Annotated in this window: 21 protein-coding genes; 12 read left to right on the top strand and 9 right to left on the bottom strand. The window is 69.3% G+C overall.

The features are described 5' to 3' along the window. Positions 1–453 carry a lipoprotein LpqV gene (gene lpqV, locus G6N64_RS27470; RefSeq protein ID WP_163800940.1) on the bottom strand — a complete coding sequence of 151 codons (453 nt, stop codon included), beginning with the start codon at positions 451–453 and terminating at the stop codon, positions 1–3. Between the two features lie 115 nt (positions 454–568). Here lpqV and G6N64_RS27465 point away from each other — a divergent pair, with 115 nt between their 5' ends. Both G6N64_RS27465 and G6N64_RS27460 read left to right on the top strand, forming a co-directional pair. Further along, on the top strand, positions 569–1,102 hold the full coding sequence (locus G6N64_RS27465) for a cysteine dioxygenase (RefSeq protein ID WP_163800939.1): 534 nt from the start codon (positions 569–571) through the stop codon (positions 1,100–1,102). After that, positions 1,099–1,494, top strand: a complete 396-nt coding sequence (locus tag G6N64_RS27460) for a rhodanese-like domain-containing protein (protein ID WP_163800938.1) — start codon at positions 1,099–1,101, stop codon at positions 1,492–1,494. The genes G6N64_RS27465 and G6N64_RS27460 overlap by 4 nt, the downstream gene beginning before the upstream one ends. Here the strand turns inward: G6N64_RS27460 and G6N64_RS27455 are convergent. The 3 genes from G6N64_RS27455 to G6N64_RS27445 are packed head-to-tail and all read right to left on the bottom strand — an operon-like array spanning position 1,491 to position 5,089. Further along, on the bottom strand, positions 1,491–3,212 hold the full coding sequence (locus G6N64_RS27455; protein WP_163800937.1) for an alpha/beta hydrolase: 1,722 nt from the start codon (positions 3,210–3,212) through the stop codon (positions 1,491–1,493). The two genes, G6N64_RS27460 and G6N64_RS27455, sit on opposite strands and share 4 nt — an antisense overlap. Positions 3,213–3,222: 10 nt before the next feature. After that, on the bottom strand, positions 3,223–3,999 hold the full coding sequence (locus G6N64_RS27450) for an enoyl-CoA hydratase (protein ID WP_163800936.1): 777 nt from the start codon (positions 3,997–3,999) through the stop codon (positions 3,223–3,225). Positions 4,000–4,045: 46 nt separating this feature from the next. After that, positions 4,046–5,089 (bottom strand): enoyl-CoA hydratase/isomerase family protein, encoded by a 1,044-nt coding sequence (locus G6N64_RS27445; protein ID WP_163800935.1) that lies wholly within the window; start codon positions 5,087–5,089, stop codon positions 4,046–4,048. Between the two features lie 171 nt (positions 5,090–5,260). Here G6N64_RS27445 and G6N64_RS27440 point away from each other — a divergent pair, with 171 nt between their 5' ends. Both G6N64_RS27440 and G6N64_RS27435 read left to right on the top strand, forming a co-directional pair. After that, positions 5,261–6,115: a Bax inhibitor-1/YccA family protein gene (locus G6N64_RS27440; protein WP_163800934.1), complete on the top strand. Its 855-nt coding sequence runs from the start codon at positions 5,261–5,263 to the stop codon at positions 6,113–6,115. Positions 6,116–6,312: 197 nt separating this feature from the next. Further along, complete coding sequence (locus G6N64_RS27435) at positions 6,313–7,146, top strand: type IV toxin-antitoxin system AbiEi family antitoxin (RefSeq protein ID WP_409370725.1); 834 nt, start codon at positions 6,313–6,315, stop codon at positions 7,144–7,146. Positions 7,147–7,207: 61 nt separating this feature from the next. On the opposite strand, the gene G6N64_RS27430 is transcribed toward G6N64_RS27435, so the two are convergent. Together G6N64_RS27430 and G6N64_RS27425 are read right to left on the bottom strand one after the other, a co-directional pair. Further along, positions 7,208–8,425: an acetyl-CoA C-acetyltransferase gene (locus G6N64_RS27430; RefSeq protein ID WP_163800933.1), complete on the bottom strand. Its 1,218-nt coding sequence runs from the start codon at positions 8,423–8,425 to the stop codon at positions 7,208–7,210. Between the two features lie 56 nt (positions 8,426–8,481). Beyond that, on the bottom strand, positions 8,482–9,444 hold the full coding sequence (locus G6N64_RS27425) for an SGNH/GDSL hydrolase family protein (protein ID WP_163800932.1): 963 nt from the start codon (positions 9,442–9,444) through the stop codon (positions 8,482–8,484). A 195-nt stretch (positions 9,445–9,639) separates the two neighbouring features. On the opposite strand from G6N64_RS27425, the gene G6N64_RS27420 reads away from it, so the two are divergent. The 5 genes from G6N64_RS27420 (at position 9,640) to G6N64_RS27400 (ending at position 15,073) form a co-directional block, all read left to right on the top strand. Further along, positions 9,640–10,677, top strand: coding sequence for an alpha/beta hydrolase (locus G6N64_RS27420; protein WP_163800931.1), 1,038 nt, complete (start codon positions 9,640–9,642; stop codon positions 10,675–10,677). A gap of 29 nt (positions 10,678–10,706) precedes the next feature. Continuing rightward, positions 10,707–12,101: a cystathionine beta-synthase gene (locus G6N64_RS27415; RefSeq protein ID WP_163800930.1), complete on the top strand. Its 1,395-nt coding sequence runs from the start codon at positions 10,707–10,709 to the stop codon at positions 12,099–12,101. Between the two features lie 165 nt (positions 12,102–12,266). Then, positions 12,267–12,977 carry an Rv1078 family RDD domain-containing protein gene (locus G6N64_RS27410; RefSeq protein ID WP_163800929.1) on the top strand — a complete coding sequence of 237 codons (711 nt, stop codon included), beginning with the start codon at positions 12,267–12,269 and terminating at the stop codon, positions 12,975–12,977. A gap of 92 nt (positions 12,978–13,069) precedes the next feature. Continuing rightward, positions 13,070–13,783, top strand: a complete 714-nt coding sequence (locus G6N64_RS27405; protein WP_163800928.1) for an Rv1078 family RDD domain-containing protein — start codon at positions 13,070–13,072, stop codon at positions 13,781–13,783. Positions 13,784–13,894: 111 nt separating this feature from the next. Next, positions 13,895–15,073, top strand: a complete 1,179-nt coding sequence (locus G6N64_RS27400; RefSeq protein ID WP_163800927.1) for a cystathionine gamma-synthase — start codon at positions 13,895–13,897, stop codon at positions 15,071–15,073. Here the strand turns inward: G6N64_RS27400 and G6N64_RS27395 are convergent. The 3 genes from G6N64_RS27395 to G6N64_RS27385 all read right to left on the bottom strand — a co-directional run bounded on the left by G6N64_RS27395 (position 15,059) and on the right by G6N64_RS27385 (position 16,981). Next, entirely contained in the window at positions 15,059–15,709 is a 651-nt protein-coding gene (locus tag G6N64_RS27395) for a GOLPH3/VPS74 family protein (RefSeq protein ID WP_163800926.1), read from the bottom strand. The genes G6N64_RS27400 and G6N64_RS27395 overlap by 15 nt on opposite strands. Positions 15,710–15,750: 41 nt before the next feature. Then, positions 15,751–16,245, bottom strand: coding sequence for a transcription elongation factor GreA (gene greA, locus G6N64_RS27390; RefSeq protein WP_163800925.1), 495 nt, complete (start codon positions 16,243–16,245; stop codon positions 15,751–15,753). Between the two features lie 313 nt (positions 16,246–16,558). Next, positions 16,559–16,981 carry a DUF4307 domain-containing protein gene (locus G6N64_RS27385; protein ID WP_163800924.1) on the bottom strand — a complete coding sequence of 141 codons (423 nt, stop codon included), beginning with the start codon at positions 16,979–16,981 and terminating at the stop codon, positions 16,559–16,561. A 128-nt stretch (positions 16,982–17,109) separates the two neighbouring features. Between G6N64_RS27385 and mca the strand changes: the two genes are divergently transcribed. From mca to G6N64_RS27370, 3 genes are read left to right on the top strand one after another with little or no spacing between them, the layout of a single operon-like run. Next, positions 17,110–17,976, top strand: a complete 867-nt coding sequence (mca, locus tag G6N64_RS27380) for a mycothiol conjugate amidase Mca (protein ID WP_163800923.1) — start codon at positions 17,110–17,112, stop codon at positions 17,974–17,976. Beyond that, a complete protein-coding gene (locus tag G6N64_RS27375) occupies positions 17,973–18,242 on the top strand; it encodes a hypothetical protein (RefSeq protein WP_163800922.1) in 270 nt (89 codons plus the stop codon). Before mca ends, G6N64_RS27375 begins: the two co-directional genes overlap by 4 nt. Continuing rightward, complete coding sequence (locus G6N64_RS27370) at positions 18,226–20,226, top strand: thioredoxin domain-containing protein (protein WP_163800921.1); 2,001 nt, start codon at positions 18,226–18,228, stop codon at positions 20,224–20,226. Before G6N64_RS27375 ends, G6N64_RS27370 begins: the two co-directional genes overlap by 17 nt. The last annotated feature ends 6 nt before the right edge of the window (positions 20,227–20,232 follow it).

Raw genomic sequence — 20,232 nt, 5'->3', positions numbered from 1 at the left:
TCAGCCGCAGAGGTCGTCGGCGGCGGCCTCCGCCGCGACGATTACTGCGGACTGGCGGTCCGGCGGCAATTGCGACCACGGCAGGCCGAAGGTCCCGGGCGTGGCCGAGTCCGTCGACTGCAGATCTGCCAGGTACGGCTCGAACTGGGCCTTGAGGTCGCCACCCTTGCCCTGCATCCACGTCTTGGCCGCGGCGCAGGCCTTGGAGTACTCCTCCTCGGTCGACGTCGCCGCGGCGCCCACCGCGGTGGTCACCCCGGCTGCCGAGACGCCCACCTGACCGGGGTCGGCGGTGTGCGTCTCCGTGGTCGGCGTCGCGCTCGGGGAGGCCTGCGTCGACGACTGACCGGAGGGCTGTGCATCCGTGCCCTCCGACCCCGACGAGCAGCCGGTCAGGAGGGCCACGGCGAGGGTCGCCGCCGTTGTCCAGGTCGCGATCGGGTCGGTGCGCATCCCGCCAATCTATGCAACACTCGCGGACGTGCTGGAGCTGACCGGAACTCAGGAGTGTTGTCGGGCCTGACGCCGCCCACTTCCTGAACGTCCGTAGTCCCCAGGAGTCAGCACCATGTCCGTCGCATCACTCTCGTCCCCGTCCGTCGTCGCCCCCACCCGCTTGCGGCTGCCCGACCTGCTGCACGCCACCGATCGCGCCGCCGACGGCGTCCTGTCCGGCCACTACGACCACCTCCTGCCCGCAGGTGGCCCCCCGGCCGACGACCGCTGGTTCACCCGTCTGCACGGTGACGATGAACTCGACGTCTGGTTGATCAGCTGGGTGCCCGAGCGCTCGACGGAACTGCACGACCACTGCGGCTCGCTCGGTGCGCTCACCGTCGTCTCCGGGGCCCTGCACGAAACGCGCTGGGACGGGGACGCGCTGCGTCGCCGCCGACTCGAGGCCGGAGACCAGGCGGGCTTTCCGCTGGGCTGGGTGCACGACGTCGTGTGGGCACCCGAGACCATCACCCTCAGCGGGCCGACGCTGTCCGTGCACGCGTACTCCCCGCCGTTGACCGCGATGTCCTACTACGAGGTCACGCAACGGAACACGTTGCGTCGCAACCGCACCGAGCTGACCGACAAACCAGAGGGCGAATGACCAGCCGCATCGACACCGTCCTGGACGCCGCACGGGCCAAGCTGGTCCGCGTCGAGGCGCGCGACGTCCCCGCCGCACTCGACCGCGGTGCCCTGCTCGTCGACATCCGGCCTGCCGCGCAGCGTGCGGCGGAGGGTGAGGTCGGGGCGGCCCTCGTCATCGAACGCAACGTGCTGGAGTGGCGGTGCGACCCGACCAGCGACGCCCGGCTACCCGAGGCCGTCGGCGACGACGTCGAGTGGCTCGTCCTGTGTTCGGAGGGTTACACCTCGAGCCTCGCCGCTGCCGCGCTACAGGACCTCGGGCTGAGCCGCGCCTCCGACGTCGTCGGCGGATATCAGGCCCTGAAGTCGACGGGCGTTCTGCCGCAAGTCGATTCGACGTCCCGCTAGCTGGAGTACCCGCGCGCCAGCAGCGGACGTAGTCGCTCCGTCTTCTCCGGGGTCCACCCCGGCGGTTGAAGAACCGCCGCCCACGCGTTGGCGACGTCGCGGACGTACACGTGGCCGTGGCCGTCCGGCACGTCGATCGCGACGGCCATGTCCGCGGAGACCTGCAGGAACGTGACCACCGGGATCCATTCCATCTCCGGGAGCACGTCGTAGCCACGCCGCTCACGGAGCCAGTCCGGCTTCTGGAACAGCAGGTCCGGAGTCCACCAGGCGATCGGATCCGAGGCGTGCTGGAGGTACACCACCCGCGGTCCGCCCCACGGTGCGTCGGGCCTGCCGAGATTCGCCGGCTCCGCCACGAATCGCACGTTCTCGCCGTCGTCGAAGATTGGCAACCACTCCGGTGAGCCCGGGTCGCGGCTCGCCGTCAGATCCGTCCAGATCGTGTTGTTGAACGTGGGCCCGGAGAACAGGGCACCGTCGGTGCGGGCGACCAGGTTGTTCAGCGACAGGAACGGGGCCTCCCCGCCGAAGGAACCCAGGCTCTCGCCGAAGACCACCAGCTTGGGTCGCTGCGCCTCGGGGAGGGCGCGCACCAGTTCGTCGACCGCCTCGAAGAGCGCCTGGCCGGCTTGGCGGGCGTTCTCCTGATCGACCAGGAACGACAGCCAACTCGGCAGGAACGAGTACTGCATCGAGACGATCGCGGTGTCGCCGTTGTACATGTACTCCAGCGCACCGGCTTCGGCCTCGTTGATCCAGCCCGTGCCCGTCGTGGTGGCGACGGCGATGACCTTGCGCTGCAGACCGCCGGTGCGGACCAGCTCGGCCGCTGCCAACGCGGCGGTAGCCTTGATGCCGTCGGCGGAGTTGATGCCCGCGTAGGCCCGGATCGGCTGAAGTGGCGTGCCGCCGTTGAATTCTCGAAGGTCGTCGACCGTGGGGCCGCCCGACATGAAGACCCGGCCCTGGTGCCCGAGGGACGACCAGCTGACCAGCGACTCCGGACCGCCGGATCGCAGCGGCGTCGTCGGCGCCGGAACGTCGGGATCCTTCTCGTCGTTGACGGCCTCGAAGGTGTTGTTGATGACGCTCATGAGGCCACGGGCCACGACGCCGTTCAGCACGGCGATGGTGAGCGCCAGCAGGACGGCGACCACCACGACGGCCGAGACCCGCGGCGGCGCAACGCGTTCCAGCTGCCGCACCAGGAACCGGACGAGCTTGCCCACCAGCTGACCGAGTTCGACGAACACGAACAGCACGACGATGGACAGGACCGCCGTCAGCGGATGGTCCCAGAACGTCAGTCGCGGCACGCCCATCAGGTCACGGACGTCGTCCTGCCAGTGGTGGAACCAGACGATCGCCAAGACCTGCCCGACGACGGCGACGAGCACCAGGGGCAGCCACGCACGCCGCGGCGCACGCGGCGACGTCTCCTTGGACCGCATGAAGCGCACCAGCCACACCCCGAACACACCGAGCCCGTAGCCGATCGCACCCGCCGCGCCGCTGACCAGTCCCTGGAAGAGCGGCCCGCGCGGTAGCAGCGACGGCGACAGCGACAGCCAGATGAACACCACGCCCGTCGCGGTGCCGAAGAAGGTGTAGTGACGCAACCAGAACGGCGGTCGCGCAGCCGTGGCCGGGGCTGATTCCTCGGGTGCCGCGGGCTGCTCCGACTCCTCGGGTGCCTTGGTGTCGGTGTCCGTCACGCTCCAGAGATTAGCGGTGCGTGAAGTTCGGTGGGCGCTTCTCGACGAAGGCTGCCATGCCCTCCGACTGGTCGTCGGTGGCGAACGCCGAGTGGAAGAGTCGACGCTCGTAGAGCAGTCCCTCCGCCAGCGTGGACTCGAACGCCCGGTTGACGGCCTCCTTGGCCATCCGCGAGGCGGACAGCGACATCCCGGCGATGGTCGCCGCCACGGCCGCCGCCTCGTCCAGCAGCGAGTCGGCCGGGACGATGCGCGACACGAGGCCCGCGCGCTCCGCCTCCTCGGCGTCCATGGTCCGGCCGGTAAGGATCAGGTCCATCGCCTTGGCCTTGCCGATCGCGCGCGTGAGCCGTTGGCTGCCACCCATGCCGGGCAGCACGCCCAGCTTGATCTCGGGTTGGCCGAACTTGGCCGTGTCGGCGGCGATCAGGACGTCGCACATCATCGCGAGTTCGCACCCGCCGCCGAGCGCATAGCCCGCCACCGCCGCGATCGTCGGCGTCCTGGTGGCGGCGAAACCCGACCACGCTCCGAAGAAGTCGGACGAGTACACGTCGGCGAAGGACAGATCGGACATCTCCTTGATGTCGGCACCCGCGGCGAACGCCTTGGCGCTGCCGGTCACCACGATGGCGCCGACGTCCGCGTCGTCGTCCAATTCCCGTGCCGCCGCTGTGACTTCGACCATCACCTGGCTGTTGAGCGCGTTGAGCGCCTTGGGCCGGTTCAGCGTGATCGTCGCGACGCGGTCCACGCGCGTCACGAGGATGGTCTCGTACTCGGTCATCTCTGTACTCCTGCTCGCTCGTCGGCACCTTCGTGGTCGGCCATGGTCACTTCAGTTCGGGGAACGCCAGATCCGGATCGGCGGAGGAGAAGTAGGCCTCGACGTCGTCGCGTCCGCAGTCCTCCAGGCTGGCGGGTGACCACTTCGGATTTCGGTCCTTGTCCACCAGCAGGGCGCGGATGCCCTCGACGAGATCGGAGGACTTCAGCGCCGCGATCGAGGTCCGGAACTCCTGGCGCAGCACGTCGGTGAGGGTGTCGAGGGAGCCGGCACGACGGACCGCCTCGAGCGTGACGGCGACAGCGATCGGCGACCTGGTGGCGATGAGGTCGGCGGCCTTCTCGGCCGGACCGCCCCGGCGGCGCAGGGCGGCGACGACGTCGACGGCGGTGTCGCCGGCGTAGCACTCGTCGATCCAGTCGCGCTGGGCGAGCAGCGGGCTCTCGGGCGGCTCGACCGCGTGAGCGGCCAGCGCCGTCTGCGCGCCGTCGGCCAGCACGGCGTCGGTGAACGCCCCCACCTCGTCGTGGGGCACGAAGTGTTCGGCGAAACCCATCGCGATGGCGTCGGCCCCGGAGAACGGCGCACCCGTCAGCGCGGCGTGCACCCCGAGCAGACCGGGTGCGCGGGAGAGGAGGTACGTGCCGCCGACGTCAGGGACGAACCCGATGCCGACCTCCGGCATGCCCATCTTGGTGGTGTCGGTGACGACCCGGATCCCGGCGTGCGCGCTGACGCCGACGCCCCCGCCCATCACGATGCCGTCCATGACCGCCACGTAGGGCTTCGGGTACGCGGCGATCCGCGCGTTGAGTACGTACTCGTCGTGCCAGAACGCCCGCGTCTTCGCGCCACCGGCCTTGGCGTCGTGGTAGATCGCGACGACGTCACCACCCGCGCACAGGCCACGCTCCCCGGCGCCGGTCAGCAACACGGTGTGCACGGCGTCGTCGTGCTCCCACGCGTCGAGGGCGCGGGCGAGGCCGGCCACCATGCCGTCGGTGAGGGAATTGATCGCCTTCGGCCGGTTCAGGGTGACGTGGCCGACACCGTTCTCGACAGTTACTAGGAGGTCCTCGTTATCTGTCACGAATGCAATCTAGAACGTCGCGCTCCCGTGACGTGCGACGGGTAGCGTCCACTGAGGAAGTTCACAGGAAACCACGACGGGAAAGTCGACGGCGGGAACCATGTCTGCCACGCTGATCGTTGGTGGAGTATTCGTCAGCAGACGAAACACAGCACAGGAGAGGACCCTACGGTGCGCGAGAGCAGCAACCCGGTGTTCCGTTCGTTGCCCAAGGGGCAACAGGGCGGTTACGCGCAGTTCGGTAACGCAGCCGGTGGCTACGGTGCCCAGGCGGTACACGCCGACCCGTACACGGCGCAGCAGTACCCCGACCAGCGGCAGGCCGGTGTCTCCCGGCCGCTGACCATCGACGACGTCGTCACCAGGACGGGCATCACGCTCGCCGTCGTGACCGTGGTCGGTGTCCTGTCCTACTTCATGGTGTCGATGAACGTCGGCCTGATGATGCCCTTCACGCTCATCGGCGGCCTCGGCGGCTTCGCGCTCGTGATGATCGCGACGTTCGGCCGCAAGCAGGACAACCCGGCCATCGTGCTGAGCTACGCGGCGCTCGAGGGCCTGTTCCTCGGTGCGGCGTCGTTCCTGTTCGCCAACCTCGTCTCCACCGGTGGCCCCGGGATGATCGCGCAGGCGATCTTCGGCACCGTCGGCGTCTTCGTCGGCATGCTGGTCGTCTACAAGACCGGCGCCATCCGCGTCACCCCGAAGCTCACCCGCATGCTGGTCGCGGCGATGTTCGGCGTGCTGGCCATCGCACTGCTCAACCTGGTGCTCGGCCTGTTCGGTGTCGGCGGCGGCGAGGGCTTCGGCCTCCGCAGCGGCGGCCCGCTGGCGATCATCTTCTCGCTCGTGTGCATCGGCCTGGCGGCGTTCATGTTCCTGATCGACTTCGACTCGGCCGATCAACTGATCCGCGCCGGTGCGCCGGAGAAGGCAGCGTGGGGCATCGCCCTCGGCCTGACCGTCACGCTGGTCTGGCTGTACCTCGAGATCCTGCGGCTGCTGTCGTACTTCAACAGCGACTAGTAGCCACCCCCCGAAAGCCCGGCACGCATTCGTGCCGGGCTTTCGCCTTTTCTGGGGTTGCCGCACCTCTGGCGTTGAGATAGCGCTCACGATGGCGGCCACTCGCACTTCTCTCACGTGAGCGCTATCTCGACGCTGGTGTGGGTGCCTGTGGATGGACTCAGCACGAAACGAGGCAGTGATGACAGCGTCGAATCGTGAAACGGATCTTCATCGGCAGTGAGGCGACCGCCTCCGGTGACGCGACCGCATACGAACTCGCACACCACTACCGGCGGATCCTGCCCGACGTCTTCGGCCCGCGGCACTCCGCGCTGACGCTCGCCGATCGCACCACGGCAGCGTGGCTGTGGTCGAAGCGCGAAGGCGTCATCTCCGGCCTCGCCGCATCGGCGCTGCACGGGGCGAGATGGGTGGCCGACGATGCGCCGATCGAAGTCAACTGGGCGAACAACCGCGTCCCGGCCGGTGTCGTGACGACCAGGGACACGCTGCTGCCCGGCGAGGTGTCGTCGATCGCCGGGATGCCCGTCACGACGGTGGATCGGACGGCGTTCGACCTGGCTCGGCGCGGGCCCGTCGGGCAGGCCGTCGCTCGCCTGGATGCGCTGGCGCGGACAACGCACTTCATGGCGGACGACGTCCGGGCTGTGGCGCGACGACATCCCCGCGTCCGAGGGCTTCGACGTGTCGGCCGACTGCTGGACCTCGTCGACGCCGGCGCCGAGTCGCCAAAGGAGACCTGGCTGCGCCTGCTGTTGATCGACGCGGGATTTCCCCGACCGCAGACTCAGATCCCGGTACTTGGAACCGACGGCCGGCCCCGGTACTTCCTCGACATGGGCTGGGAGGACGAGATGATCGCGGTGGAGTACGACGGCGAGGAGCACCGTGAGCGGACGCGGTTCAAGAGGGACATCGTGCGGTCCGAGTACCTCGCCCAACTCCGGTGGACACTCATTCGCGTGGTCGCGGGGGACCGGCCACCAGACATCACGCGCCGGGTTGGCCGGGCGTGGGCATCCAGATAGCGCTGACGACGACTATTACTCGCACTTCTGTCGCGTCAGCGCTATCTGAACGAAAAATGAACTAGGAGAGGCGCTCCACGACCATCGCCATGCCCTGGCCGCCGCCGACGCACATCGACTCGATGCCGAACGTCTTGTCGTGAGTCACAAGGTTGTTGAGCAGAGTGGCGGTGATGCGGGCACCGGTCATGCCGAACGGGTGACCCAGCGCGATCGCGCCGCCGGACACGTTCAGCTTGTCCTCGTCGATGCCGAGTTCGCGGGCCGAGCCGATGACCTGCACGGCGAACGCCTCATTGATCTCGACGAGGTCGATGTCGGAGATCTGCTTGCCGGCCTTGCCGAGCGCCTTGCGGATCGCCTCGATCGGGCCGAGGCCCATGATCTCCGGGGACAGGCCGGACACGCCCGTCGACACGATGCGTGCCAGCGGGGTGAGGCCCAGTTCCTTGGCCTTGGTGTCGCTCATGATGACGACGGCCGCGGCGCCATCGTTGAGCGGGCAGGCGTTGCCGGCGGTGATGGTGCCGTTGGGCCGGAAGACCGGCTTGAGCTGGCTGATCTTCTCGTAGTTGGTGCCGGCGCGGGGGCCGTCGTCGGTCGAGACGACGGTGCCGTCGGGCAGCGTGACCGGCACGATCTCGCGCTCGAAGAAGCCGTTGTTGATGGCCTCCTCGGCACGGTTCTGCGACCGGACGCCCCAGTGGTCCTGGTCCTCGCGGCTGATGCCGGTGTAGAGCGCGACGTTCTCGGCGGTCTGGCCCATCGCGATGTAGACGTCGGGGATGTGACCGTCGTTGCGGGGGTCGTGCCACTCGTCGGCGCCGGCCGACTGCGCCACGGTGCGCTCCTGCGCCTCGTCGAACATGGGGTTCTTGCTGTTCGGCGCACCGTCGGCGGCGCCGACGCCGAAGCGCGAGACCGTCTCGACGCCGGCGGAGATGAACACGTCGCCCTCGCCGGCCTTGATCGCGTGGAACGCCATGCGCGTGGTCTGCAGCGACGACGAGCAGTAGCGGTTGACCGTGGTGCCCGGCAGGAAGTCGTAGCCGAGTTCGACGGCGACGGCGCGGGCGACGTTGTAGCCCGCCTCACCGGCCGGCTGCGCGCAGCCCATCATGAGGTCGTCGATGTCGTGCGGGTCCAGCGACGGCACCTTGTCCAACACCGCGCGCACCATCTGGGCGGCGAGGTCGTCGGGACGCATGGTGGCCAGTGACCCCTTGACCGCGCGGCCGATGGGGGAGCGGGCGGTGGCGACGATGACTGCTTCGGGCATGACGGTCTCCTGAGTGGGACTGGCGTTCGCACGCCGTGATCGACAGTTACCCGAACCTAGCCCGTCGTGGCTGCGACGATCGGCGCGGGTACGCCCGTCGTGCGCCGCCACAACCGACTGACGCCGCCCAGCCGTGCGAGCAGGCTTGCGGCCTCGGCCGATCGCGACGTCAGCGACTCCTCGGTGTCGCCCCCGGAGTTCCACTCGCCCAACGCCTTCAGCAGCGCGGGCAACAGCTGTGTCGCCGCCAGCGAGTAGCCGGCCGCGGACGGGTGGAACATGTCCGACGAGAAGAACTGCTCCGGTGCCTTGCGGAACTCGGGGGCCATCAGGTCGGAGAACGGCACGGGTACGCCACCGGCGCCCCGCACCGCGGCGCCCTGCAGCCGTGCCAGCCGCAACCCGCGCGTGCGCGCCACCGTCCGCAGCGGCTGGGGAATCGCGGTGATGACGCCGAAGTCGGGACAGGTGCCGACGACCACCACGGCACCGCTGGCACGGAGCCTGCTGACGGCGGTGCCGACGCGCCGTGCTGATCGGGGAAGACCGTTGACGGCGGTGACGTCGTTGGCGCCGATCATGACGACCGCGGCGTCCGGCGGCGGGCCCGCCACGAACATCGCGTCGATCTGGCCGGACAGGCCCTTCGAGGTGGCGCCGACGATCGCCTTGGTGCTGAGTCGGATCCGCTTCCCCGACTCTGCGGCCAGTCCGCGCGCGATCAGGACGCCGGGCACCTCGTCGGCGTCGGTGCAGCCGTACCCGGTGGCGGTGGAGTCCCCGAAGATCATGAGGTGCAGGTCGAAGTGCACCCCGCGGTGCCACTTCTCGACCGGGCCGCCCGTGGGGGAGTAGACGCCGTCGGCGCGCGGCGGAACCTCCCAGGACTTCGGGATGATCTGGCGGGCCTGGTCGGCTTGACCGCTCAGCAGGTTGCGGGCGCCGAGGTAACCCGTCGACGCGAGTGTCGCCGCCGCCGCAAAGACGACGGTCGACCGGCGGCGTGCACGGATGCCCACGACGCCAGTTTAAGCGGAAGTCGGATGGTTACCCGCGTGGCTACGGCCGTTCGGCGGTCACGGTGCGGTATCAAGTCCGGTACCAATCGGGTTCGCGTGATTGTCGAACGAAACCCGCGATGTCAAGCTAAGTTACCTGGGCTGGCTAAGCAGTAGCAGGCACCGGGTACTACAACGGCGTAGGAAGTGGTGGCGATGACGGCACCGAGCAAGGTTCACGGCACGGCTGCTCCGCGTATCGGCAGTGGTCGAGCGCATAAACCGCGGCGCTTCCCGGTCAGCGACGGTGCCCCGTTGGAGGTCGTCGAGGACGGCCCGAGCGTGGCGGGCAGACTGTTTGCTCTCGGCGCGATGATGACAATTCGGCCAACGTTGAAGATCGGTAGCCTGGCTCCGCGTCTGCCCTGGCCATGGGGCGTCCTGGACGTCGCCGCGCGGGTGTTGCGCCCGGCCCCGGGAACCGTTCGCGCGACCATCGGCCTGCCCAACTGCACCGCCCAGATGGTCCGTGCCGCGGGCGTGCTGCCCGCCGACGGCAAACGCAGCATCGTGCTCTACATGCACGGCGGCGCGTTCCTGACCTGTGGCGCCAACACCCACGGCCGGCTGGTGACGGCGCTGTCCGGGTTCGCGGACAGCCCGGTGCTGGTGGTCGACTACCGGATGATCCCCAAGCACTCGATCGGCCAGGCGCTCGACGACTGCTACGACGCCTACAAGTGGTTGCGGCTCAAGGGTTATGAGCCCGACCAGATCGTCCTCGCCGGCGACTCCGCCGGTGGTTACCTGTCACTGGCGCTCGCCGAGAAGCTGCACCTCGAGGACGAGCTGCCTGCGGCGGTCGTGACCATGTCGCCGCTGTTCGAACTCGACAACGACGGCCGGTCCCAGCACCCGAACCTCCGCTCGGATGCGATGTTCCCGCCGAAGGCGTTCGAGGCGCTGCTCGACCTGGTGGAGCGCGCGGCCAAGAAGCAGCACGAAGAGCTGTACGAACCGCTCGACCACGTCGAACCCGGACTGCCTCGCACGTTGATCCACGTCTCGGGATCCGAGGTGCTGCTCAACGACGCCCGAAAGGCCGCGCACATGCTGGCCGCGGCGGGCGTGCCGGTCGAGATTCACATCTGGCCTGGTCAGATGCACGTCTTCCAGCTCGGCGCGCCCGCGGTGAAGGAAGCGACGCGCTCGCTGAAGCAGATCGGGGAGTACATCCGAGAGGCCACCTGGTAACCGTTCGGCGAGCCTGACACGATGGACGCATGCGCATCGCAGGCCACATCAGTGAACTCATCGGCAACACGCCCCTGGTGCGGCTGAACTCGGTCGTTCCCGACGGGGCCGGCGTCGTCGCCGCCAAGGTCGAATACCTCAACCCGGGCGGCTCCTCGAAGGACCGCATCGCGATCAAGATGATCGACGCGGCGGAGGCGAGCGGCGAACTCAAGCCCGGCGGAACGATCGTCGAGCCGACGTCCGGCAACACCGGTGTCGGCCTCGCGCTGGTCGCGCAGCAGCGCGGGTACAAGTGCATCTTCGTGTGCCCGGACAAGGTCAGCGAGGACAAGCGAAACGTGTTGCGGGCGTACGGCGCCGAGGTCGTCGTGTGCCCGACCGCCGTGGCCCCGGACGATCCGGACAGCTACTACAGCGTCTCCAATCGCCTCGTCACCGAGATCGACGGCGCCTGGAAGCCCGACCAGTACTCGAACCCGATGGGTCCGGCCAGCCACTACGAGACCACCGGCCCCGAGATCTGGGCCGACACCGACGGCAAGGTCACCCACTTCGTCACGGGCGTCGGCACCGGCGGCACCATCACCGGCACCGGCCGATACCTCAAGGAGGTGTCCGGCGGGAAGGTGAAGATCATCGGCGTCGACCCGGAGGGCTCCGTCTACTCCGGCGGCACCGGCCGGCCGTACCTGGTGGAGGGCGTCGGCGAGGACTTCTGGCCGTCGGCGTACGACCCCGAGGTGCCCGACGAGATCATCGCGGTCTCCGACGCGGACTCGTTCGAGATGACGCGGCGCCTCGCCCGCGAAGAGGCGCTCCTGGTGGGCGGTTCGTGCGGCATGGCGGCCGTGGGTGCGATCAGGGTGGCCGAGCGCGAGGGACCCGACGCCGTGGTGGTCGTCCTTCTTCCCGACGGTGGACGCGGCTACCTCTCCAAGATCTTCAACGACTCGTGGATGTCGTCCTACGGGTTCCTGCGCAGCCGTCTCGACGGATCGTTCGAGCAGCCGACCGTCGGCGACGTGCTGCGCGGAAAGTCCGGCGCGCTACCCGATCTCGTCCACACCCATCCGTCGGAGACGGTCCGCGACGCCATCGGGATCCTCCGTGAGTACGGCGTATCCCAGATGCCGGTCGTCGGCGCCGAACCGCCCGTCATGGCCGGCGAGGTGTCGGGCAGTGTCTCCGAACGCGAGCTTCTCTCAGCGGTTTTCGAGGGTCGGGCCAAGCTGGCCGACGCGGTCGCCAAGCACATGGGGCCGCCGTTGCCGCTCATCGGCGCCGGGGAACTCGTCAGCACCGCGGCCAAGACGCTGCGCGAGTGCGACGCGGTGATGGTGGTCGAGGAGGGCAAGCCCGTCGGCGTGCTGACGCGCCACGATCTACTCGGCTTCCTGTCCGACGGCAAGGTTCATCGCTGACCCGCCGTCTCCCGACGTAGGGCGCGAGCCATCGCGCAGGCAAACACATCCGGGCGGATCGCCGGGTTTGACAGCCTGTGACAAAGTTCGAAGTTTGTACGCTTTTACGAGCAACTTCTCAGGTAGGGTGAACCCGCTTGGTTCAAGATCACTGGGAAGGCGCACATGACCGATCAACCGCCACCTCCGCCGGGCAACCTTCCGCCACCGCCTCCGCCGCAGGGTGGTGGCTACCCGCCACCTCCTCCGCCGCAGGGTGGCGGCTACCCCCCACCTCCTCCGCCGCAGGGTGGCGGCTACCCCCCACCTCCTCCGCCGCAGGGTGGCGGCTACCCGCCGCCGCAGTCGTTCGGCTACGCCGGCGCGGGATCGGACGTCCCCGGCGGGCCGGGTGCGCCACTGCCGAAGGAGTCCTACACGCCGTGGTTCACCCGCGTGCTCGCATGGCTCATCGACTACGTGCCCTTCCTGATCGTCGTCGGCATCGGCTACGGCATCGAGGCGGCCACGCAGGAGACGGTGTGCGTGACCGATACCTCCGAATATCAAATGGGGGACTTCTGCGCGACGGGTAACTCGACCCTTGGTGTCGCGGCGCTCGTCATCGCCAACCTGATCGGGCTCGCCTACGTCCTGTGGAACTACGGGTACCGGCAGGGCACCACGGGCTCGAGCATCGGCAAGTCGATCATGAAGTTCAAGGTCGTCAGCGAGAAGACTTGGCAACCAATCGGTTTCGGTCTCTCGGTGGTGCGCCAGATCGCACACTTCGTCGACGCGATCATCTGCTACATCGGGTACCTCTTCCCACTGTGGGACGCCAAGCGTCAGACACTGGCCGACAAGATCATGACCACCGTCTGCGTCCCCCTCTAGCAGACCTCCCCACCTGAGGCGCCGGGTCGCGGAGACATCCGCGGGGTCGGCGTCTTCCGGACTTCCACCCCCCACCTCGAGGAGAACGAACCATGACCCAACCCCCATCACCGCCCGGTGAGTACCCGCCGCCACCGCCCTCCGGTGGTGGCTACCAGCCGCCGCAGGGTGGCGGCTACCAACCCCCGCAGGGTGGCGGCTACCAACCCCCGCAGGGTGGTGGCTACCAGCCGCCGCCGCAGGGCAACTACCCGCCCCCGCCGCAGGGCAACTACCCGCCGCCGCCGTCGGGCCAGGCCGGCTACCCGCCGCCTCCCGGCGCTCCCGCCCAGGTCCTGCCCAAGGAGTCCTACACGCCGTGGTTCACGCGTGTGCTGGCGTGGATCATCGACACCCTGCCCGCGGCGATCCTGGCCGGCATCGGACAGGGCATCGCGATCGCCACCGGTGACAACGACTGCGTCACCAGCTCGACCGGCTACGAGATCTACTGCTCTTCCAGCTACTCGGGCGTCGGCATCCTGGCGGTCGCCGTCACCTACATCGCGGCCCTCGCCTACGTCGTCTGGAACTACGGGTACCGGCAGGGCACCACGGGGTCGAGCGTCGGCAAGTCCGTGATGAAGTTCAAGGTCGTCAGCGAGAAGACCTGGCAGCCCATCGGATTCGGCCCGTCGATCGTGCGTCAGATCGCCCACGTCGTCGACGGCATCATCTGCTACATCGGCTACCTGTTCCCGCTGTGGGACGCCAAGCGTCAGACGCTGGCCGACAAGATCATGACCACCGTCTGCGTACCCCTGTAGGACGACCGATCCGTCGGCCCCGCGGTTGACCACCGCGGGGCCGGCGTGTCTCTCCGACCGTGGCCGGAGCGCCGGACACGACCGAGATCGACACGGCTACGCTGATTTACCATGAGCGAGCGGCGCAGCGCAGCGGACCACTACCGGGCCTACGGGCCCGCCACCAAGGCCATCCACGCGGGCTATCGGCCGGACCCGGCGACCGGCGCGGTCAACCCGCCGATCTACGCCACGTCGACGTTCGCCCAGGACGGGGTGGGCGGGCTGCGCAGCGGCTTCGAATACGCCCGCACCGGCAATCCCACCCGGGAGGCGCTCGAGACCTTCCTCGCAGCGGTCGAGGGCGGGAACCACGGCCGGGCGTTCGCCTCCGGCATGGCCGCCACCGACTGCGCACTGCGGTCGATGCTGCGGCCCGGCGACCACGTCGTCATTCCCGACGACGCCTACGGTGGCACGTTCCGCCTCATCGACAAGGTGTTCACGCAGTGGGGCATCGAGTACACCCCTGCGGCGCTGTCGAACCTCGACGACGTGAAGTCGGCCATCACGTCCAAGACGAAGCTCATCTGGGTCGAGACGCCGACCAACCCGCTGCTGTCGATCGCCGACATCTCGGGGATCGCGCAGTTGGCGTCGACGTCGGGTGTGAAGGTGTTGGTGGACAACACCTTCGCCTCGCCTGCGCTGCAGCAGCCGCTCGCACTGGGCGCGGACGTCGTGCTGCACTCGACCACGAAGTACATCGGCGGTCACTCCGACGTCGTCGGCGGTGCGCTGGTGACCAACGACGAGGAACTCGACGTCGCCTTCGCGTTCCTGCAGAACGGCGCGGGCGCGGTGCCGGGGCCGTTCGACGCCTACCTGACGATCCGTGGCCTCAAGACACTGTCGCTGCGGATGGAGCGGCACAGTTCGAACGCGGCCCGGGTGGCCGAGTTCCTCGCCGAGCACCCCGCCGTCACGTCCGTCCTGTACCCCGGACTGCCCGGCCACCCCAACCACGAGGTCGCAGCGCGTCAGATGACGGCGTTCGGCGGCATGGTGTCGGTGCGGCTCGCCGGTGGCCGCGACGCCGCCCACCAACTCTGCGCGCGCACCGAGATCTTCATCCTCGCCGAGTCGCTGGGTGGGGTGGAGTCGCTGATCGAGCACCCCGCCGCGATGACGCACGCGTCGACCGCCGGTTCGCAGCTGGAGGTCCCGGACGACCTCGTCCGCCTGTCCGTCGGCATCGAGGACATCGGCGACCTGATCGGCGACCTCGACGCGGCGCTACAGAAGCGCTGACCGCACCGCCGATGCGGTGATGGCGAGGTTGACCTCGGCCAGCGAGGTGGGCGACTCGTCGACCCAGCTTCCGCTGGAGATCTCGCTGGCACGTGCGTGCACCCAGCGCCAACCCCGGTCGTTGAGGCTGAGCAACGCGCCGAGGCCGTCCGTGGCGTGCAGGAGCGTGACGATCGCCGCGGTCGACGGCGTCGGTGGCGTCCGATCGAACAGCGCGGACAGCAGCGCCGAGCGCGCCGGACCCACCCGCCGCCGGCTGACCAACGGCCAGGCGTTCTCGGTGGACGTCACCGGTACCCGGCGGATCTCACCCAGCCGTTCGAGATGAGCGGTCAGCGGACCCTGCGCGCCCTTCCGCAGCTTCGAGACGGCGGTCCGTGGGCGCAGTGCACGCCTGCTGAGCAGGTCGAAGGCGGGACCGGTGGCGGGATCCAGCGGACCCCCGCCCGAGAGCGCGACGAGCCGTCCCGAGTCGACCACGTCGCCGGGGGCGGACGGTCGGATGCGGCAGCCGTGAGCCAGGTCGAGCAGGATCGCGCCGGCGAGCAGCCGTTCGCGACGGTCACGGGTCAACGCGGGCTGAGCCGACGCGTTGTCCACGAGTAGCAGGAAGAGGTCCTCGGCGATGTGCGCCACACGGGGACCGTAGAGCAGGTGGCTGCTCCCGGTCGAACCGGCTACGAGTGGTAGGGCTCGGCCTCGACCAGCGTCACCGACACGGTCTTGCCGTTGGGCACCGTGTATTCGCGGGTCTCGCCGACCTTCGCGTCGATGAGTGCCCCGCCCAGCGGTGAGTTGGGGGAGTAGACCTCGAGCTTCCCGTCGCTCACGCCCTCCTGGCGGGTCGCGATGAGGAACGTCTCGGTGTCCTTCTCGTCGCCGTCGTAGTACACCTTGACGACCGAACCGGGCAGCGCGACGCCCGACTGCTTGGGGGCCTCGCCGACCTTGGCGTTGTTCAGCAGCTCCTGGAGCTGGCGGATGCGGGCTTCCTGCTGGCCCTGCTCGTCGCGGGCGGCGTGGTAGCCGCCGTTCTCGCGGAGGTCGCCCTCTTCGCGGCGGTCGTTGATCTCGGCCGCGATCACGGGCCGGTTGGCGATCAGCTCGTCGAGTTCGGTCTTGAGCCGGTCGTGGGACTCCTGCGTCAGCCAGGTCACCTGAGTGTCGGTCATGGCGTCGCGCTCCTGTCGTCGGTACTCGTGCTCGTGCTTCTCACGAGTCGGGCTGTGTCTGGGTTCGTGTGTTGCTGCACAACTGTGCGGCCGGAACCGCAGGCGCTTCCCCAACGCGCCGCGATCGACGGTCCTCTAAGCGGCCCGATGACTGTCTCGTTCCGCGTAGATGCAGCAATACACGGCTCCCAGGAGGAACCGTGTATGCGTCGATGCTACCACCGCGACGTCGGACGATTGTCACGGTTTCGCCGTCCGGCGTTCCTGGAATCGTTGCCCGACGCCCCTCGTGCCCGTGTCGCGGGAGCCGCCGCTAGGGCGCCACCAGGTAGGCGGGAACGTCCATGCCGCAGCCGTAGACGTCGCCGACGGCGGGTGGCCGGCTGGTCTTGACGATGGTGTCCACCTGCACCGTGGCCTGCGACGATGGCGGAACAAGGAGTTCGCGCCTGCCCGTCTCGCTGCCGTCGACGGAGCGCGCCCGCACGATGCACACCACCGGCCGGGACGGGTCGTCGCGGGTGACCCCGACGGTGACCTCGACCGTGTGATCGTCGACGACGCGGTAGCCGCTCAGTTCGCCCTTCACCTCGCTGGTGCCGAGGCGCTGGTACCCGACGAAGGCGATCGCGGCGCCGAGGACCACGATGAGAGCACTCAGTGCGACGACGATGCGCCGCCGGGTCCGTCGGGACATCGACGGGCGCCCGTAGCGGGCGGCGGGACGCTCGATCATGAAGGGTTGGGTTCCGCCTCGAGAGGGTCTGATTTCGGGTGCATCGCTAGAACTGGAACTATAGGGCCAACGGAGTTGTTGGAATCCTTCGACGATCCCCGACGAGTGAAGCGAGCAGGTAGAAGCGAGTGAGCGAACTGCGGTTGATGGCGGTGCACGCCCACCCGGACGACGAGTCCAGCAAGGGCGCCGCGAGCATGGCGCGCTACGCCGACGAAGGCGCCCGCGTGATGGTGGTGTCGCTGACCGGTGGTGAACGCGGCGACATCCTGAATCCGGCGATGGACCTCCCAGAGGTCCACGGCCGGATCCACGAGATCCGGCGCGACGAGATGGCGCGCGCCGCCGAGATCCTCGGCGTCGAGCACGCCTGGCTCGGCTTCGAGGACTCCGGGCTGCCCGAGGGCGACCCGCTGCCACCGCTGCCCGAGGGCTGCTTCGCGCTGGTGCCCCTCGCGGTGTCGACCGAGGCGCTGGTCAAGCTGATCCGCGAGTTCAAGCCGCACGTGATGACGACGTACGACGAGACGGGCGGTTACCCGCACCCCGACCACATCCGCTGCCACGAGGTGTCGGTGGCGGCGTACGAGGCTGCTGGCGACTACCGGCTGTTCCCGGACGCGGGGGAGCCGTGGAACGTCTCGAAGCTGTACTACAACCACGGCTTCCTACGGCAGCGCATGCAGGTGCTGCAGGACGAGTTCGCGCGTCACGGCCAAGAGGGGCCGTTCGGCAAGTGGCTGGAGAGCTGGAAGTCCGACGACGACCTGATGAGCAAGCGGGTCACCACCCGGATCGAGTGCTCGAAGTACTTCGAACTCCGTGACCAGGCGTTGCTCGCCCACGCCACCCAGATCGATCCGAAGAGCTTCTTCTTCACCACCCCGATGGAGTGGCAGCAGCGACTGTGGCCCACCGAGGAGTACGAGCTGGCCCGGTCGCGGGTCCCCGTGCACCTGCCCGAGGACGACCTGTTCGCCGGGATCCGGCCGTGACGGACTCCCTGCTGCTGATCGCGGGCCTCCTCGCCCAGGACGCCCCTCGCGAGACGGGCCCCGACTTCGGCAAGGCCAGCCCGTTCGGGCTCGTCGTCGTCGTGGTCCTGCTGATCGGCACGTTCCTGCTCGTCTACTCAATGAACAAGCACCTCAAGCGGTTGCCCGAGTCCTTCGACCCCGAGCACCCCGAACCCGACCAGGCCGTCGACGACGGCACCGCCGACACGCCGGACGCGGGCAGTCCGCGTGAGTCCGGCGGCTAACCGACTCGGGGCCGCCACCAGCCCCTACCTCCGCCAGCACGCCGACAACCCGGTGCACTGGAGGGAGTGGTCGGCGGACGCGCTCGCCGACGCGGCTGCCAGGGACGTGCCGATCCTGCTGTCCATCGGCTACGCGGCGTGCCACTGGTGCCACGTCATGGCGCACGAGTCGTTCGCCGACGACGAGGTGGCGGTGATCGTGAACGCCGGGTTCGTCGCCATCAAGGTCGACCGGGAGGAACGTCCCGACCTGGACGCGGTGTACATGACCGCCACCGTCGCCATGACCGGCCAGGGCGGCTGGCCCATGACGTGCTTCCTGACCCCCGACGGACGGCCCTTCTTCTGCGGCACCTACTACCCGCGGGACGGCTTCCTGCAGCTGCTCGAAGCCGTCGGAGACGCGTGGCGCACCCGGCGCGGGGAGGTCGAGGAGGCGTCCGACCAGATCGCCGGCGAGCTGCGGTCGATGGCGGCCACGCTGCCCGGCGGCGGATCGGTGCCCGACGCCGACCTGTGCGACCGGGCGGTGGCGCACGTGCTGGCCGACGAGGACATCAGGCACGGCGGTTTCGGCAACGCCCCGAAGTTCCCGCCGTCGGCACTGCTCGAAGCGCTGCTGCGGCACCACGAACGCACCGGTGCGACGGACTCGCTCGCGACCGTAGAACGGGCCTGCGCGGCGATGGCGCGCGGCGGGATCTATGACCAGCTGGCGGGCGGGTTCGCCCGCTACAGCGTCGACGCGTCGTGGGTGGTGCCGCACTTCGAGAAGATGCTCTACGACAACGCCCTGCTCCTGCGGGTGTACGCACACGTGGCGCGGCGAACCGGAGACCCGTTGGCGCGCAGGGTGACTCGCGAGACGGCGGAGTTCCTGATCCGCGACCTCGGTGCTGGCGGCACGTTCACGTCGTCGCTCGACGCCGACGCCGACGGCGTCGAGGGGCTGACGTACGCCTGGACTCCGGGTCAGCTGCGCGAGGCGCTCGGCGACGACGACGGACGCTGGGCCGCCGACGTCTTCGGCGTCACCGAGGAGGGCACGTTCGAACGCGGCTCGTCGGTGCTGCGGCTGGCGGCCGACCCTGCCGACGCCGAGCGGTTCGGTCGGGTGCGGGCACGGCTCGCCCGGGTCCGGGCCTGGCGCCCGCAGCCCGCCCGCGACGACAAGGTCGTCACCGCGTGGAACGGGTTCGCCATCACCGCGCTCGCCGACGCGTCGGTGGCGCTCGCGGATCCCGGACTGCTCGACGCCGCACTGACCTGTGCCCGCGCCGTCGTCGACCTGCACGTCGTGGACGGCCGGCTCCGCCGTGCGAGCCTCGGCGGCCGGGTGGGGGACAGCGCCGCGATCCTCGAGGATCACGCGGCGCTCGCCACGGGGCTGCTGACCCTGTACCAGCTCACCGCCGACGAGGACTGGCTGACGGTCGCGACCGACCTGCTCGACGTGGCCGTCGCGCACTTCGCCGACCCCGACGTCGCGGGGCGCTGGTACGACACCGCCGACGACGCCGAGTCGCTCGTGCTGCGGCCCGCCGATCCGGTCGACGGCGCGACGCCGTCCGGGGCGGCGCTGATCACCGAGGCGCTGCACCTCGCCGCGCACCTGACGCCGGGGCCTCGCGCCGACCTCTACGCCGCGTCGGCGACGGCCTCGCTGGCGGCGGCGACGCCGCTGCTGGCCAAGGTCCCACGGTCCGCCGGCCACTGGCTGGCGGTCGCGGAGGCCGCGGTGCGGGGACCCATCCAGATCGCTGTCGCCTGCGATGGCTTCGACTCCGAACTGCTCGCCGCGGCACGGGTTCTCGCGCCGGGCGGTGCCGTCGTCGTCGGGGGGCCCGTCGGCTCCGCGGAGCTGCTGATCGGCCGCGACCGGGTGGGCGGTCACGACGCCGCGTACGTGTGTCGAGGGCGGACCTGCGACCTTCCGGTCACCACGCCGAGGGATCTCGCCGCCGCGCTCGTCGCCCGCGTGTAGCGTGCC

Source organism: Mycolicibacterium sediminis (assembly GCF_010731735.1).
Lineage (GTDB): Bacteria > Actinomycetota > Actinomycetes > Mycobacteriales > Mycobacteriaceae > Mycobacterium > Mycobacterium sediminis.
This window is presented reverse-complemented; position numbering and strand designations above follow the sequence as displayed.